The organism is Enterococcus sp. DIV1094 (assembly GCF_017316305.2).
Classification (GTDB): Bacteria; Bacillota; Bacilli; order Lactobacillales; family Enterococcaceae; genus Enterococcus_B; species Enterococcus_B mangumiae.
In genome coordinates, this window is record NZ_CP147250.1 from 1,567,557 (window position 1) to 1,585,102 (window position 17,546).

General features: G+C 40.1%; 13 protein-coding genes. 7 read left to right on the forward strand and 6 right to left on the reverse strand.

From position 1 onward, the window contains the following. Nucleotides 1-12 precede the first annotated feature (12 nt). The 7 genes from arcC to DOK79_RS07640 all read left to right on the forward strand — a co-directional run bounded on the left by arcC (nt 13) and on the right by DOK79_RS07640 (nt 7,687). Nucleotides 13-951 (forward strand): carbamate kinase, encoded by a 939-nt coding sequence (arcC, locus tag DOK79_RS07610; RefSeq protein WP_206856773.1) that lies wholly within the window; start codon nt 13-15, stop codon nt 949-951. 6 nt (nt 952-957) lie between these two features. Then, nucleotides 958-2,172 carry a dicarboxylate/amino acid:cation symporter gene (locus DOK79_RS07615; protein WP_206856771.1) on the forward strand — a complete coding sequence of 405 codons (1,215 nt, stop codon included), beginning with the start codon at nt 958-960 and terminating at the stop codon, nt 2,170-2,172. 544 nt (nt 2,173-2,716) lie between these two features. Beyond that, a complete protein-coding gene (locus DOK79_RS07620; RefSeq protein ID WP_206856769.1) occupies nt 2,717-3,655 on the forward strand; it encodes a 2-dehydropantoate 2-reductase in 939 nt (312 codons plus the stop codon). Between the two features lie 13 nt (nt 3,656-3,668). Continuing rightward, the gene (locus tag DOK79_RS07625; protein ID WP_206856767.1) at nt 3,669-4,721 is read left to right on the forward strand and encodes a PTS sugar transporter subunit IIC; all 1,053 of its coding nucleotides are present in this window, start codon (nt 3,669-3,671) and stop codon (nt 4,719-4,721) included. 143 nt (nt 4,722-4,864) lie between these two features. Then, complete coding sequence (gene truA, locus DOK79_RS07630; protein ID WP_206856764.1) at nt 4,865-5,602, forward strand: tRNA pseudouridine(38-40) synthase TruA; 738 nt, start codon at nt 4,865-4,867, stop codon at nt 5,600-5,602. Nucleotides 5,603-5,735: 133 nt separating this feature from the next. Beyond that, a complete protein-coding gene (gene msrA / locus DOK79_RS07635; protein ID WP_206856762.1) occupies nt 5,736-6,551 on the forward strand; it encodes a peptide-methionine (S)-S-oxide reductase MsrA in 816 nt (271 codons plus the stop codon). 143 nt (nt 6,552-6,694) lie between these two features. Beyond that, on the forward strand, nt 6,695-7,687 hold the full coding sequence (locus DOK79_RS07640) for an aldo/keto reductase (protein WP_206856758.1): 993 nt from the start codon (nt 6,695-6,697) through the stop codon (nt 7,685-7,687). A 120-nt stretch (nt 7,688-7,807) separates the two neighbouring features. Here the strand turns inward: DOK79_RS07640 and DOK79_RS07645 are convergent, their stop codons facing one another. From DOK79_RS07645 to DOK79_RS07670, 6 genes are all read right to left on the reverse strand, one after another. After that, a complete protein-coding gene (locus DOK79_RS07645; protein WP_206856749.1) occupies nt 7,808-8,191 on the reverse strand; it encodes a hypothetical protein in 384 nt (127 codons plus the stop codon). 138 nt (nt 8,192-8,329) lie between these two features. Further along, nucleotides 8,330-8,650, reverse strand: a complete 321-nt coding sequence (locus DOK79_RS07650; protein ID WP_206856748.1) for a hypothetical protein — start codon at nt 8,648-8,650, stop codon at nt 8,330-8,332. Between the two features lie 232 nt (nt 8,651-8,882). Continuing rightward, nucleotides 8,883-9,581: a pilin N-terminal domain-containing protein gene (locus DOK79_RS07655; protein WP_206856747.1), complete on the reverse strand. Its 699-nt coding sequence runs from the start codon at nt 9,579-9,581 to the stop codon at nt 8,883-8,885. Beyond that, nucleotides 9,574-14,502 (reverse strand): SpaA isopeptide-forming pilin-related protein, encoded by a 4,929-nt coding sequence (locus DOK79_RS07660; RefSeq protein ID WP_206856746.1) that lies wholly within the window; start codon nt 14,500-14,502, stop codon nt 9,574-9,576. The genes DOK79_RS07655 and DOK79_RS07660 overlap by 8 nt, the downstream gene beginning before the upstream one ends. Before the next feature lie 23 nt (nt 14,503-14,525). Further along, the gene (locus DOK79_RS07665) at nt 14,526-16,247 is read right to left on the reverse strand and encodes a SpaH/EbpB family LPXTG-anchored major pilin (protein ID WP_339093268.1); all 1,722 of its coding nucleotides are present in this window, start codon (nt 16,245-16,247) and stop codon (nt 14,526-14,528) included. A gap of 347 nt (nt 16,248-16,594) precedes the next feature. Then, on the reverse strand, nt 16,595-17,521 hold the full coding sequence (locus DOK79_RS07670; RefSeq protein ID WP_206855554.1) for a helix-turn-helix domain-containing protein: 927 nt from the start codon (nt 17,519-17,521) through the stop codon (nt 16,595-16,597). Nucleotides 17,522-17,546: the final 25 nt, after the last annotated feature.

The following is a 17,546-nucleotide window of genomic DNA, read 5'->3' on the forward strand; positions in this document are numbered from 1 at the left end:
TGTAACAAAGAGATGAGTTTAAATGTGATTGCTTTGGGTGGAAATGCTATTTTGGAAACAGATCCCACCGATAAAGGACAAAAAGCAGTAGTGGAACAGGCGGCGGAAGCCATTGCGGCTTTCGTTGAACAAGGGGAACAAGTCATCCTTTGTCATGGCAATGGCCCGCAAGTTGGAAATTTATTGTTGCAACAACAAGCAGCAGTAAGCGAAAAAAATCCTCCGATGGATTTGGATACATGTGTAGCGATGACGCAAGGAAGTATTGGCTATTGGCTGCAACAAGCATTGACCAACGCTTTTATACATCGTGGAATCAAACAACCGGTCGTCTCGATTGTGACACAAGTGCAAGTCGATCCAAACGATCCCTCGTTTCGGAAGCCAACAAAACCAATTGGTCCATTTTATACAGAAGAGGAGGCAAAAAAAGCGGTACAACAGGATGGTGGGAAATTCGTTGAAGACGCAGGACGTGGCTATCGTAAAGTCGTCGCTTCTCCCCAACCCCAAAAAATCGTTGAAAAAGAAGCCCTACAAGCTTTGGTGGCAGCCAATGTTGTGACGATTTGTGCAGGTGGCGGTGGGATTCCGGTGATCAATGAATCGGGAAATTATCAAGGTGTTGAAGCAGTCAATGATAAAGACTTTTCAGCTGCCTTATTAGCAGACACTATTGGTGCTGATCGTTTGATTATTTTGACAGGTGTTGATTCTATCTATATCAACTATGGGAAACCGGAAGAACAAGCCCTACAGATGATAACCCCGGAAGAAGCAAAAGAATATGTGAAGGCGGGGCATTTTGCCGCTGGAAGTATGTTGCCGAAAGTAGAGGCAGCAATTCGTTTTGTTGAAAAAGATGTGAGGTGCCAAGCGATCATCACTTCTATTGCACAATTGAACCATCTGACTGAAGGCGTGGGGACAGTGATTCAACAAACGAGGTAAATAGAGATGAAAAAAAATGCCATGATTATTCAAATTAGTCTTGCGTTGGTTTTTGGTATTCTGGTTGGAACATTTCTGCCGATGAGTGGTCCTTTGTTAAAACCAATTGGGGAAGTATTTTTACGATTGATGCAAATGACGATTCCAATATTGATTCTTGGTCAAATCGTTCAAGCTTTAGGTAGCATTGATTTGAAAGAACTAGCAAGTATTGGCACCCGCACATTGCTCATCTTTGGTATCTCCTCTTTATTAGCAGCTTTATGGGGCGTGCTATTGGCTGTATTGTTTGCTCCTGGAACAGGGATGGAACAAACGGATCGTTTAAGCCCAATAATCGAGGTACAGGAGTTGTCACTGCAAGAAACTTTCCTCCAATTTGTACCTGACAATATTTTTGACTCTCTTACACAAGGTTCGATTATTCAAATCATCGTTTTTGCTATTTTTTTCGGACTGGCACTCAATCACTATACACAAAAACAGCCTGAATCGCAGTTGTTTCAACTAATTATTGATTTCAACGAAGTGATCATTAAAGTTATCAACTATGTGATGCGTCTTGCACCTATTGGAATATTTGCATTAGTGAGTAGTAGTATCAGCCAACTAGGAACGCAAGTCATTTTGCCAATGGTGAAATATCTATTAGTCTACACATTAGCCACACTATTGTTTTTATTAGTATGGTTAATCATTGTCAGTATTTACGGTCGATTACATCCATTAAAACTGATAATAAATATGAAGAATATATCGATCATGGCCCTTGCAACGACTTCTTCAGCAATCACTTTACCCATCGAACTGGAAGAATCGCAATATAAATTAGGTTTGAGTAAGCGAATCAGCCACTTAGTCTTGCCATTAGGGATGTCACTGAATAGTAACGGGTCAGCAATGCACATGGCGCTCACCGTAATAACGATTGCCCAGATGTACCAAATCGATTTCAAATGGACGACCATGATCTATCTTGCAATCATGGCCACTTTTATTTCCTTAGCCAATGCGGTAGTTCCTGGCGCAGGATTAGTTTCTTTAGCCATTATTGTCCCACAAATGGGTTTACCCATCGAAAGTATTGCTATTTTTGGTGGCGTCGAATGGCTAGTAGGGATGCTGCGGACAATCTTGAATGTCAATTCTGACGTCTATTCCGCAATCTTAGTGGCGAAATCAGTGGATGAAATTGATTATGAGGTTTTTGAACAGACATGAGTACAAAGAGATGATAAAAAATTATTAAAATAGATAAATATGTCAAAAAAATTATTCTGTAGTTATACCCCTTGCGTTAGTTCCAAAATCTAACCTAGGGGTATTTTTGTAATGAGTCGTATGTGCTCGCTTTTTATTCGTAAATAAAGTTCATCCCCACCCCCACCATGAATTAAAAACAATATCGTTCAAATATTCACATCTCGATCAACAAAATTATATAACTGTACCAATTTAAAAACTTAACTAAAATAATCTCTGTTATATATGAAAAAGTAATGGATTTTAGTGTATAATGTTGCTTAGTGCAATACGAGATTCCTTGAGTACCAGGCTATAAATAAAAGATAACGCTTTTATTCGTGAATTTTCAATCAGAGTATTTGAAATAACGACAGGTAAATGGGAAAATGAAGCAAGGAAATGATTTAAATAATCGATAAATCATGGATAGTCACTAGATATTGTGAATGTTTGAATTATTTTATTTAGAAAATTTTTTGTGGATTGTTTGTATTGTCAAAAAAAGGGGGAGAACAAAGAAATGAAGATAGCAATTGCTGGAGCAGGTGCAATGGGGAGTCGTTTTGGACTCATGTTGCAAAAAGGTGGAAATGATGTAACGTTGATCGATGGGTGGAAAGACCACGTAGAAGCGATCAAAGAGAACGGATTGAAAGCAAACTTTAACGGAGAAGACATCGTTGTTGATATTCCAGTTGTCCTTCAATCAGAAATCAATGATGCAGAAAAAGTTGATTTGATCGTCTTATTCACTAAAGCAATGCAATTAGAAAAAATGCTGGAAGATATTCGCCCAATGATCAAAGACGATACAAAAGTTCTTTGTTTATTGAACGGGATCGACCATGAAGATATTATTGAGAAATTTGTACCAATGAAAAATATTTTCATCGGGAATACGATGTGGACAGCAGGCTTAGAAGGTCCTGGTCGCGTGAAATTATTCGGTAGTGGTTCAGTAGAACTACAAAACTTAGGAGATGGACAAGAAGACGCTGCGAAAGCATTGGCTGATACGTTAGCTGAATCTGGGTTGAATGCGAAGTATTCAAGCAATATCCATTACTCGATTTACCGTAAAGCATGTGTCAACGGAACGATGAATGGCTTGTGTACGATTTTAGACGTCAATATGGCGGGACTTGGCAGCACTTCTACCGCTCATGAGATGGTTGTTGCAATCGTAAACGAATTCGGTCAAGTAGCTAAAGCAGAAAATATTGATCTAGATGTGGAAGAAGCAGTCGCACATTGCGAAACTTGTTTTGATCCTGAAACAATTGGTATGCATTTCCCATCCATGCACCAAGACTTGATCAAAAACAATCGTTTAACAGAAATCGATTATATTAATGGAGCAATTTCTCGTAAAGGGAAAAAATATGGAATTGCCACTCCTTATTGTGACTTCTTAACAGCGCTCGTTCATGCAAAAGAGCAGATTTTAAAGGCGAAATAGGAGGAACATAAGAATGGAAACGACAAACAAATTAACCCCAAAAATTTTCTTGAATAAAGTATTAGCCGGAACAGCAACTGGAATCATCGTAGGGTTGATCCCGAATGCTGTACTTGGAGCAATTTTAAAGTATTTTAGTGATTATCCTGTTGCAGTAACAATTTCACAACTTGCTGTGATTTTCCAATTAGCGACTCCTTTGATTATCGGCGCATTGATCGGTTTACAATTTGGATTGAACCCGATGCAAATGATGGTTGTGTCAGGAGCAGCGTTTGTCGGATCAGGTGTTGTACGCTTTATGCCTGATCTTGGCGAAGCTGGCGTGTATGTCGGCTCTGGAACTGGTGATATCATCAATACGATGATCACTGCTTCGATCGCTGTTGGGATGATCTTATTGATCGGAACGGCCTTTGGTTCAGTAGCAATCGTCTTAACACCGATCGTCGTTGGTGTAGGTGCAGGTCTGATTGGTTTCTATTTATTCCCGTTTGTGACATCTATCACATCAGCGATTGGTGAAGGAATCAACAACTTTACGACATTACAACCTATTTTGATGTCAATTTTGATCGGTTGTTCATTTGCTTTCTTGATTATTTCACCAATTTCTACCGTGGCGATCGGATTGGCGATCCAATTGAATGGCGTTTCTGCCGGAGCAGCAGCGATGGGTGTTGCTGCAACAACATTTGTCTTGATTGTTAATTCTTGGCGTGTCAACAAATCAGGCGTGACGATCGCTATTGCGTTAGGTGCAATGAAAATGATGATGCCTAACTTGTTCCGCAAACCGATCATTTTAGTACCATGTCTGATCAGTGCGGTCATTACTGCAATCCCTGTAGCAGTGTTTGAAGTTTCAGGAACACCTGCTTCAGCTGGATTTGGTATAGTTGGCTTGGTAGGACCATTAGCTTCTTTAGATGCTGGATTGAATATCGTGATGGTACTTGTGTGCTGGTTAGTTATACCAGTAGCAGCTGCATTATTCACACAATTTTTATGTGAAAAAGTCTTGAAACTTTATGACCGTGAAGAAGTCTTTAAGTTCTTAGGATAATCAAAAAAAAGATCAAATAAGAAAGCCGCAAAGCAGAGAAATTTCTGCTTTGCGTTTTTTTTTTGAGAAGGATCTGCTGTAATCTGCTATACTGTCACTAAATGAAAGCAATGGATGAATGGGTCCAGTAAGAAGGAGAATACATGAGAAATATAAAATTAACGATCGAATATGATGGGAAAAGATATTCTGGTTGGCAACGACTGGGGAATGACGAAAAAACCATTCAAGGAAAAATTGAAGCAATTATTTCGCAAATGACAGGTGAAACAATTGAAATCATTGGTTCTGGCCGTACAGACGCTGGCACACATGCAAGAGGACAAGTGGCTAATTTCAAAACGGCGAGTACGATGAGTCGAATGGAAATGTTAGATTTCCTCAATCGTTACTTGCCTAGAGATATCGTGGTGAAAGAAGTCGAAGAAGTGCCTGAACGCTTCCATGCCAGATACAATGCAAAAGGCAAAAAATATAGCTATTATGTCTGGAATGCACCAATCCCAACAGTTTTTGAGCGGAATCACAGCTTTGATTATCCAAAACAGCTCGACTTGCAAAAAATGGAAGAAGCTTGTCAAAGACTAGTAGGCAAACATGACTTTATTGGTTTTTCAGCATTGAAGAAAACAAAAAAATCAACGGTACGTACGATTGAAGAACTGTCGATTCAACAAGAAGGCAATATGCTTCATTTTATATTCGTAGGGGATGGTTTTTTATATAAAATGGTTCGGATATTGATGGGAACAATCTTGGATATCGGTTCAGGCAAAGCAGAGTTGTCGTTGATCGATACGGTTTTTGAAACGAAAATCAGACAGCAAGCAGGCGAGACAGTTCCCGCACACGCACTTTTTTTAGATGAAGTGTATTATTAAGATAAGCTAACAGCAATTCAAGCCAGATGAGGTTGTATTTGGAATACCATTCAAGCAATTGGGCTTCCAATCGGACGAATGACACAACCTCTCTCTTGGATAGATAGCGTACGCTTTGAGAGGGGGAAACCCGATGAAGAAAGATGAGGAAATCACGACGCTCTATAATTTGATTTTAAACCCTAACACACGCGACTGGGAGCGAGAACAGCTAATCAAGGCGAAAGAAGAATTAGCAACTTCTGGTTCTTTGAAAGAAGTTCTTGACCGGTTAGAAGTTTCTTTCCGACCATTGGCATTACGACAAAATCTGACGCCAGACGTCATGGATTTTTATTTGCGTATGGTAGGTGACCCGTTAGGTGAGGCGCAGTATGATTTTGCTCAACATGAGATAACCGATGCGACTGTGCAAGAACGAGCAGTATTTGCTGGCGGTTGTTTTTGGTGCATGGTGGAACCTTTTGAGACACAAGAAGGGATTATTTCTGTCTTATCCGGCTACACAGGAGGAGATGTAACACAGCCAAATTATGACCAAGTCAGTGGTGGCTACACTGGACATGTCGAGGCTGTGGAAATCATTTTTGATACTCGAAAAATCAGCTATCAGGACTTGGTCGAGATTTATTGGCAAGTGACTGATCCTACAGATGAATTTGGTCAATTCCAAGATCGTGGTGTCCAATATCGTCCAATCATCTTTGTCCAAAATGAAGAGCAACGAAAAATTGCTGAAGCATCAAGACAAGCACTGAGTGAATCTGGGCGGTACGCAAAGCCGATTGTTACATCTATCTTGCCAGCACAACCTTTTTGGCCAGCAGAAAATTATCATCAGCAATTTTATCGTAAGCAACCAAAACGCTACAAAAAAATAAAACAGACACGCCATCAATTAGCAGTTATGCAAAAATTAACGAAGGTGTGGAGAAAACCAAAGAATTGATGCAAAATGTAGTACAATTATGATAGCGTTTTCTAATTATGAGAGATTGTGTCTCTGAAAGAGAAGCTGTGCCGTATAAGCTATAAAATAGCAGAAAGTTATGGGATGTACTTTATTGATTTATTATAAAAGGAGTGAATGCGATGTACGTGGCGGATAAAACACGTTATGAAAACATGCAGTACCGAAAGAGTGGGCAATCAGGCTTGAAATTACCCTTACTATCATTAGGGTTATGGCAAAATTTCGGCGACTATGATCCAATCAGTAAGCAACGTGAAATATTGCGAGGAGCTTTTGATTTAGGGATCACTCATTTTGACTTAGCCAATAACTATGGCGGACCAGCTGGGGCAGCGGAGAAAAACTTTGGGCAGATTTTTAAAGAGGACTTCAAACCGTATCGTGACGAATTGATCATTTCGAGTAAAGCTGGCTATTATATGTGGGAAGGACCATACGGTGATTGGGGCTCTCGCAAATCGATCATTGCCAGCTGTGATCAAAGCTTGCAACGGATGGGCTTAGAATATGTTGATATTTTCTATCATCATCGCCCAGATCCGGAAACACCCTTGGAAGAAACTGCTGAGGCGTTGATGCAATTGGTCCGCCAAGGGAAGGCACTTTATATCGGTATCTCTAACTATAATGGGGCTGATACACAACGTATGACGGAGATTTTACGTAAGAAAGACGCCCCATTTGTCATCCATCAAATGCGCTACAATATGTTTTCAAGAGAATTGTTAGAAAACGATTTAGCGCCAGTTCTTGAAGAAAATGGTTTAGGAGCGATCACGTTCAGTCCATTAGCACAAGGCTTATTAACGAATCGCTACTTACATGGTATTCCGGAAGACTCCCGCGCGCACCGGAAAGAAATCCCATTTCTTTCAGAGGAACAAATCGAGCCGACCTTACGAAAAATCAGTCGCCTGCAAGAAATTGCAGAGGCGAGAGGACAAACATTGGCACAAATGGCATTGGCTTGGAATGTCCGACAACCATCCGTTACGAGTGTATTAGTTGGCGCAAGCCGTCTCACCCAATTACAGGAAAGTGTCAAAATGATGGACTGTCTAGGATTTTCGACTGAAGAAGAAGCAAAAATCGAAGCAATTCTAGCAGAGTAATTAGAAAAAAATGAAGTCGGTCAACAAGAGAGAAAAAAGACACTAGCCTAAGTCCTTAGACTTTGGCTAGTGTCTTTTTTTCGGGGAAGATTTCCAGATATTTTACGTTTTTCGTATTAGCTATTTACTAGGATTTTTTGCCTGATATAAGAGCTTGCCTTCATGTGGTTCTAAGGTGAAGGATTCACTGTTTTGCAAGTTTTCTTTGCTTTCGTCTTGTTTTGCACTTGTTTCGGATTGGAGCGGACTTGATTTAACATACAAAATAGGTGCAGCATTTTCAGGTTCTGTTGAACCTTCAAAAAAAGAGACAGCATTATCGTCTTCTTTTTTTATTTCTAGTATTTCTAAATCATTCACTGTAGGCAAGTCACTGGTTTCAATAACGTATTCCTGTAATTCTTGTTCATTTTCCAAGTCGATTTCTTTTTCTATCGGGATTTGGTAAATTTCATCTAATAAACTTTTTGAAAAAAACCACCCGTCTTTTTTTTGTTTACTCATACTATTCCACACGTCCTTTTAATAAAAGAATAATTTTTCCCTAGGTAGCACCGATAACTAACAAAGCGCTACAATCAGCTATTTCATAAATATCGATCATGTTGTTCAAATCTAAATAGGTTTTTATTGGATATTTGCTTATTCAACTGCATTTAACTCTCGGATACGTTCGACTAAATTGAGAATGGTTCGGTGATCGTTGATTCTAGCATTTTGTAGTTCAAATAACATATAAATACAAAAGACTAACGCAATAGTGATCAAGCCATTGATGACTAAGAGATAAAAAAATTGTTTTTTGAATAATTTCAGTTCATAAATACTGATTTTTTTGTATAAGTCCGGTTGATCAACAGCATTCTTTTTCAGTGAAATCAGTCTAAGCTGTTTGATGATCTGAATACTTAAGAATACTAAAAGTGTTAACACAACAAGAGACAAGATACTATTCACAAGCATAAGTCACGCCTCCTTTTTAAACTAAATAGTGATGGATCATCAAAAGATCTCCATGATTTTTTGTGAATTTTTTAGATTTTTGAAAAAAGCAAAGAAACGAATCTTTTCTGCTTTCGAAAATATAAAAAAGATGAATGGAAGGTTGAAATAAGTTAGAAATTCACAAAAATCATGGATTGATTTTTGTGAATTTCTGCTTATTTTTCAAGCTGAGTCTTTCGTTTCAGCGGGTCTAAGGTTTCTTTTTCCTTTTAGGTCTAAAATTAACGATTACGACAATACCAAGAAAAACAATAAGAGCAATCGTTAAATAGATCGGAAAAAGTGAACTGAGTGCACCACCTGTTTGTGGAATCCTTTTTGGTGAAGTTTGGCCCGCTCGAGCTGGACTCGTTGGGGGATCGATCCCTTCAACAGGAGAAACGAGTACACTTGATTTTGGATAAACAAATAATTCTTCTAAGCGAGTTCCTTCATCTGTAATGGCTGGCAATTGTACAACGACTGGTTCAGCTGGGGAAGCTAATTCATCATTTGCCAGTTCTGTGATCTCGTACAACCCTTCAGATAATGAAATAGTCGCTTGACCATTTGTTCCTGTAGTTATTTCGATTGGTTCGACTCCTGAAATTTCAGTAAAAGGGTCAGAACTGTTATTACTAGGAGTAACCTTAACGATCCGATAACGAATACCAGGAAATGGCGCCAACGCTTGACCACTTTCGTCTGTGATATCCGTTTCCAATTTGTCTGTTGGTTCAGCAGGTAAGAGATCCTTGTCGATATCTTGTGCTGAAAGTTTGTATTTGACAATAGTCAGTTGAAAGTTGCCATCTTCGGCGTAGACAGGAGTAGTCAAACCATTGAAAATAAATAGTAGAACGAAAAGAGAAATAAATAAAATAGAGTATTTGTTTTTTCCATTACTCATCTTTTTTCGCTCCTCCTTTTTTTCGCTCCATTCCTTCTCGAGAATACTTCACGCCTACACCAATCAACCCGACGAGTGATAGACTTGCAGCGATAATCAATAGGAGCTGCATGATAGAGTTGTTACCAGCAAATGGAAATTCAGTGATCAAGTCATCTTCAGCGAAGAGGTGAACGACCATGTTGTCCGCATCCACCGTGACATCGATTTGTTGTTTCAATAATTCATAACCCTCCGGTGCTTTGGTTTCAATCAATTCATACTCACCGAATGGAATATCTTCAAAGTAGATGCGGCCATTGGCATCGGTTGTCATCGTCTGAACAGCATCGCCTGTTTCTTTTTCTTGCAAGACGAATTCAGCGCCTGCAAGCTTCGTCCCACCGACCAGCTGATTTTCTTCATCGATATCTGGCTGGCCATCATTGTTCTCATCTTGTGTTGTACCTGTTTCAAATTTATACAAGTAGATATCCCCTAAGGTGCTAAGAATCCCTAGATTTAAATGAGGAATATGGAAGACTGGATCTTCGCTTGTAGTCATTCCAGGGAGATTTTCTAAAGGTTCCGCAAGATATTCATTGGTCTTAAAATTCGTTTGGTGCGCTTTCGAATTGATTGCGGGATCACTACCGACCATCGGTGTGGTTACTGCAATCTCTCGCCGTTGGATTTTATCTTCGATTTGGAATTCAACCACATAGATTCCTTCTGGGAGATGTTTAAAGATGTATTTACCTTCAGCATCTGTTGTAACCGTTGAATTCCCTAATTCGTCAATCAATACATTGCCTTTTAGATCATGTTCCACAAGAACATCAGTGATTTCATCGGGATGTAATGAACTCGTGCGATAAAGTTTTACCGGAATATCTGGTAATAACACTTCATCATTATTGAATAAACCATCCCGATTGGTATCTTCCCAAACAATGCCGCTTAGATCACGACCGTACACATGAGTGACTGTTTTTTGTGAATGGACGGGTAGATCAACGAGCGCATTCATGGTTGCAATATTTTCATAATGGTCTCCGGCTAGTTGACCGTCTGGCTGAACAGTGATTGACAAGGTCACTGTTTCTCCGACGGCTAGATTATCTTTCGTCAGCATGATCGCTCTAGCTTGCTGGATTTCATTTGGTGAACTACTTCCGGGCATATATTGCGACCAGCCCGATAAATCGACTGCATTCGGATTGATCGTATCGTCGATTTCACTGGTTGTGTAGTAGATTTGATACTCACCTGTTGTGTCAACAGAAACGGAAGCAACTTCTAATGTACCATTGAAGGAAGAGCCACGAGAGTCCCCGTTATACGGTAAGACATCCAACAAGCGGAAATCCTGCGCCAACTGCGTGGCACTATTGGTCGATGCAATCGTATAAGTGAAAGCGGTCTCCGCATCAGCTGAGGTCAAAGGCGCCATCTCATGATTGCCTTCCTCAATGGCTACTTTATCCACTCGCTTATTGAGTGATAGGATCTGGATCAGTTCTTCGACAAACTGATCCTGAGAAGAACGAGACAACTCTGAGCGGGTGTCCTGTAGGGATGGTTCATCAGAAACCCACATTTCTCCGATGGTTCGTACAACAAGTGGAGGAGTGATCCCTAAATCGTTAAAGGTGAGTTTGGACATATCGCTTTCTGCCAGGAAATTGACCTCTGTACCCGTAGCCAAGGAAGAGTTTGGGAAGACCCAGCGCAAGGTTGTTGTGCCATCTTCATTTTCCGTAATATATGGATCGGGTAATGGATGGTCATGAGCATCTTTGGCTGAACCGGCTAGGTAATTGATTCCTATAGGTAACGTGGTGTTCAGTGCAGTATCATAGCTGATTTCTTCCGAGCCTTCCAAAGATCCTCGAACTTTTATAGCAATAGGCTCTGTTGTTTGGTACAAGGATTTTTCTACTTCCGTACTTGTCGTGATACCAAAGTCTTGAATGAAGGCATTGGTACCAATAACATATGCTGGAACTCCAGTTGTAGTATTATAAGGAACGGCAATGTCACTGCCATCTGCATTCCAAATAGCAGGAATAAAAGTAGTACCCGCGCTGCCAGGAAGAGATCGAATAAGTGTACTATCGGCTGTTTTGAGCCCTGCCGAACTTAAGACAACGTAGGGATCTCCATTGGCATCTTTTGAACCAGGATCCCCAATGACGGTAACTGGTACCCCATTCCAATTGCTTAACCCAGTTTCTACATTTAGGGGGAATTGGAAGCGAACAGCTCCAATTTTCCCTGCTGCTTGAGCTTCTTCTACCGTAGGATACCAAGTATATGCTTCAGCAAGTTGAATCGTAGTAGGGACAGTTAAACTAGGCATTGCCTCACCATTATTTCTAACACCATAGGTCAAATATGGACGTGTCGAATTATCGGGCTCTGTTTGTTGATTATATGGTTGCCGTGAATCATCGTATCTGTACCCATTGGTATTCCACTGAATAATCTGATCCGATTTCGTGTTTTCTGGTGGATTAAATTGTATGTGCCACCCACCAATATACGTCTTCTGTCCACGCATCAGCAGCGGTTTCCCTATGTTATCAGCCCAACTACCAAAACCAATATCTTGATTCATCCCTGTAGTACGTCTATTAGTAATAGGATCAGGCAAATTAAAATCAACGATATTTGGTCCAGCAGTCATCGCTCCAGGTGGGATATAAAAGCTACTGAAGTTCAAGGAGGCATTATTCGTTACTGTGTTCCCGTCATAAGTGAGTGATGGGATATTTAGATTTAACGTATAATACTCCCATTGATTGTCAACCATTAATTGCTTTAATTTAGTATCATTCCAATTGTAGATAAATTCAGCACTAACAAATGATTGATTGGTAAACGTATTTCCGGCAGTCGTATAGGTATATGGATTTTTGATTCCAACGTAATTATCGATTTGCCAAGTTTCTTGGTAGTTTCCTAAGCTGACTGCTAAATTTCCGGAATCAAACACTCCGATTTTTGTTCGATCTCCTACTGGTTCGTTATAATAGATCATTTCAGTTTTTCCATGTGGCACAGCTAACGAATCTCTTAGTAGAGATGGATCAAAGGTACTCACATAGGGATTGCCTGCGGAGGTTGCTTGCCAATTGGCATCAGATCGATCCGCATTTGTTACCGAAAAGAATCGTGTTTGAGATGAGTCGTATAGACTTGGATCAACTGGAGAAATCGCTCCATTTTTTGTACTGGTAACGCTTTGTTTGAGATCAAAGCTGATAGGCCCTTCTGGATAGGCAGAGCCACGGATATCTCCTGGGATACGATCAGATAAATTATTTAATCGGATGATCAAACCAATATTATAAACGAGATCATCTTCCGTAGCATTAGGATCGTAGATTTGATAGTCGGTTGTTTCTCCTCGGATCAATTGAGCAGCAATTGATGCGGTAGAAGAGACGATTGTTTCAGGAGCATCTAATGCAGGTAATTGTTCATCCGTATAACTTTGATTAAATGTTTCGATTTGCCCTGTCTCTTCATTGAACGCATCAATGAGCTGTAATTCAAATGTCGGTTTCAAAACTGTACCGTTCTTTGCTGCGAAAGTGTTGATAGAGACTGGGACAAAGACTTGACCAGACTCGTGGATTGTCGACTCGATCGCACCTTGAGAAATGACTGTACCATCGCCTTGCCCTGAATCAATAAAGGTTCCGTTACTGATTTCGCCATTGATAAAAGGGGCACCATCTACTAAAGTAGATGTATTCGGCAAGGTACTGATCACCCGGTAACGAATGTTGGTATAGTTGCTTGTCGGTAACGCTTGGATCGAAAAACCGAGACGATAGAAAATTTGATCATTGGAGCGGACAATGTTATTGTCCGGAGAACTATCATAGCCAGGATCGTCATTGTTATCGAAGCTTGCCGTTCCTGTCGCTACCGTTAATTTTGCATCAGAGATCGTGATTGGATTCGTCGTTGTTGCATTGATTTCTTCAGCAGCATCTGCCGCTAACCTCGGTGTGACTAAAGAATCTTCTTCCTGATAATCACCTGCTAAAAGCTCATCTAGTTCTAAGTCTGTTTCTTCTGTTTCTACAACTAAGATATTTTCATAAGATGTATCTGCTTCAAAGGGTGGGGGAGAGGAGTTACTAGGATCTTCTTGATCAGGCTCTCCTGTTCCCTCAGTCGACTCATCTTGAGTAGTTTCTGCTGTTCCCTCAGTCGGTTCTTCCTCAACCACACTTTCTTCAGAAGGCGGCTCGTTTGTCGTTACCGTTTCGTTCGTAGGCTCTTCTGGTAGCAACCATTGGAACAGGGTTTGATAATTTTGTGAGTAGACATCCGTCAAGACGATACTCATATCTTTAGTCGGTTCACGAAAGACAAGAGTGACGGGTTGATCTTTCACTAGACGCAAATAAGTCATTGCTTGTGAAGAATCTTCGGCGGACGCCACCTGAATGACATCACTGGCTGTTGCTAATTCAACTGCTTCAGCTGTTGTTTCGCTAGTGGATTCTGTTGTCTCATCGGTAGTTTGATCCGTTGCATCTTCTACTGTGTCAGCCGGTAGTTCGCCGATGCCTAAGCGAAGTAATTCTTCGTCCTGCACAAAGGAATCAGCAGGGTAGAGAGGAATCGGTTGCTCTCTACCATCTTGGGAAAAGGAAATCGCATAATCTTCACTTGCTGGAAGAACGAGCAGGCGATTTTCGCTACTTCTGATCGTGATCATTGCAGGATCATCCGAAATTTGGTTATCTTTGGTCAGCATTGTTTGGTCACTATTGGTGACTTCAACTAAAGTTGCGTCTTCTTGGGCTCGAAGTAGTCCCCCTATAATAATGAGTTTAACGATTATACCGAGGATAATCGCTAAAGCAACGACTATTAACATCGGAGGTTTTACTTTGAGGCTAGAAAATCTAGAATTCATAGTAATCTCCTTTCAGTATGACTTTATGCTTGCTTCCATTTTTTGTAGAGAAAGCTTACTGTTGCACCAGCCACAATGGCGATGAGTGCAACTGAGATCAATGCAGTTCTTCCCGTCCCACCTGTAAAGGGTAAGCTTGTTTGTGGCCGGTTGAGGACAGTCAGCTCAATGGTGGCATCATCTGCGGTAGTTAAGTCAACGGTGACTCTTTGTGCTTCTTTTAATAACTCGTAGCCTTGTGGAGCGGTTGTTTCGACTACCCAGTAATCCCGTGAGACTTCACCATTTTCCACATAGTTATTGTCATTCGCATCTGTCCAATCTAAGGCTAATCCATCAAACGTAGCGTGGCCATTTTCATCGGAAGTCGTTGTTAAGAAGGTGACACCTGTTGGTAGATTGGCATCTTCCGCATAACTATTTCCGTTACTGGCAATAAAAATTTTATTGTTTGCATTGCTTTCTGATATGGCAAGTTTGAACTCTGCACCAGCTAGGCCTTCTTCGCTATTTTCTTCCATTTTTTCAATATCAAAACCACCGGTATAGTACTTTGGATTTGTTGTTTCTGGAGGCGTCGTACTTTTTGGACGCTGCCCAGGAATCTGGTGGTTGACGGTAAAGGTGTTTTCAACGATATTGTTCCAACCTTCAGGAACATGGGTACTCAATAAGGTCCGAATATCCGTATAACCGTTTGCTACCGATCCCACTTTGCTCAGCCCTGCCTCTGTCAAGGTAGTGGTTACTGTATTTGTACTACTTTCAAATGAAACGGTGTAATCCTCAGATGCTAAATCGATCCATTCTCCGCCAGCTTGTCTTACTTGCATTTTGGCGCTGTCAGGAATATAGGTCAGATCACTGTTCAGTTCGTCCACCATCGAAAAATTTGGTTGTACTAAATTGCTACCATTACGATAAACGATGGGTTGTCCTGCGACCATCTCAACCGAATCCACCGCATTCCCGGTTTCATCTAAAATGTCAATAGTGCCTGTTTGGCTTGCGATTTGCCAGAGACCGGCAGGGAGGTTCGTTGTTAATTCCCATCTAAAGGTTTGCCCAGCTTGTACCGAATCACCTTTTTTATCATTGATAGTCTTGTCTGGGTGAAGCAAATCTTCCAAAATGTTTTTGGGCTCAACTTGAACATCATAAATCAACGAAGATAGATCTGAACGGCTGGTTTGTGGAATATACACAAAGAATGGATAAACAGGCGTTTCAATCTTTTTCCCATCGGTAGCGGCTAAATCAGCGCCTGTACGATTATCTGGCAATTCAGTAACTAAATAGATCCCATCATTGGCACGACCGGTACCTAAATCAAGAATGGCTTTTCCTGTACTATCTGTTGTGATCGTCTGTGCAGTAAAAGTGGAATCGATTTCATAATCCGTTCCTAAGGTTTGTACTTTTGGATCGGTCAAAGAAGCGCCACCGTTTATCTTGTTCACACGCTCTACTTTAAACTGGATTCCAGGGATCAACTCTCGACTTGGATTGGTGACGGTACCGTCACCGCGAGGCTCTAGTTGGCTGAAATCAGTGATTGCATATTTCCAAATCGTTAATGTACGCTGGGATGTTTCATTTGCTATTGCATTGTCCAAGGTTTCGGCATGGATGATTTGGTTATCCTGTAATAATAAATTGCTACCTGAAGATAAACCAGCGGATAATAACAAAGTGGTAAATAATAGCTTAGATAATTGTCTTACTGAAAAAAATTTTTTCTTCATGTTCTCCCTCCTCAACGAGTAAGTATTGAATATTTGTTACCGGTTTTGCGCATCTATAGATAAGTGTATCGATTGAACGTCACTCCTTTTTTCTTTTCCATACATAGTTTAAGAGTAGTTGAATAAAGACAAATGATTCATAAAAGTTTCATAGATGACACTCTTATTATTAGAAAAAGATTAATTTTACATGAGTAAATAAATATATTATAATGAATATAAAGTGGTGATTTAAAACCCCTCAAGAAAAAAGAATCGATCTAAGCTTGTTTTCGCTTAGATCGATTCTTAAAAAAGTACGTACTTCAAGAACAGAAATTCATCGATAGAGTGAAAGGGAGAGTCGTTCATGTGGTGACTGTTTCAGACAAGTTTTCTTGATGGACGATGATCTGCACCTTTTTCCACATTTCTTGCAGTGCATTCAATTCAAATTCTCCTGTAAAATCCTCTTTAAAAATATAGACGATGATTTTTTGCAGTTGTTCAAATTTTTTTAAGCCGAGATCGTAATCTTTAGTTAAGGAAATTCTGGCTGCGTGAACGAATAATCGCCAAATTCTAAAGCGATAATTATGCCTGTTAGGTTTTCTTTTTAAAACAAATCGAGTTGCACGATCCACATTCAATTTATTTTTTGAATTCAATGCTGTGTCATAATAACCGATATAAAGCAGATCTAATACGATCGGATCTAGTTGTTCTTCGTGGTTTTTGCGACGTAATAAAAATTGTTTGAAAAAATATTCATATTCTTCGTACGATAAAGTTTCGGTAATCGAGGAGAAAAGCAGGAGCTCACCATTTGTCCATAAATCAATACTGTCTAAGTAATCTTTGATTTGCCTAATGACTAGAAGGAGCTGTTGGCTATTGTCTGTCCACTTGTTATACATAATTTCAGCACGTAAAAAAATATATCGATACTTCAGTTCATTTGTTTCTTTAAATCTTATTAACGCCTTCTTTTTTATTTTTTTTAAGGCTGTAGCATCCATTGCAGAGATTGCATCGGTCAGTTCGTTCTCTAAGAGGCGTGTTTCAGGCATAAGTATAGGGATCACTGCTTCTAACTCACTCAATTCGATGCCAAGAATATGCAATAGTTTAAGAAAATTGATCAAGTTGATTTCACCTTCGCCACGAACAAATCGGTAATACGTTGGCCGTGTGATTCCAGCAGCAAAGATCGTTTTAGTCGATATTTTTTTCTTTTTCCGAATGGTATTTAAAATTTCACCTACATGTGCATAGTTATTCGATGTCTGGCGCATTGATCCCGCTCCTTTCTAGTAGTTA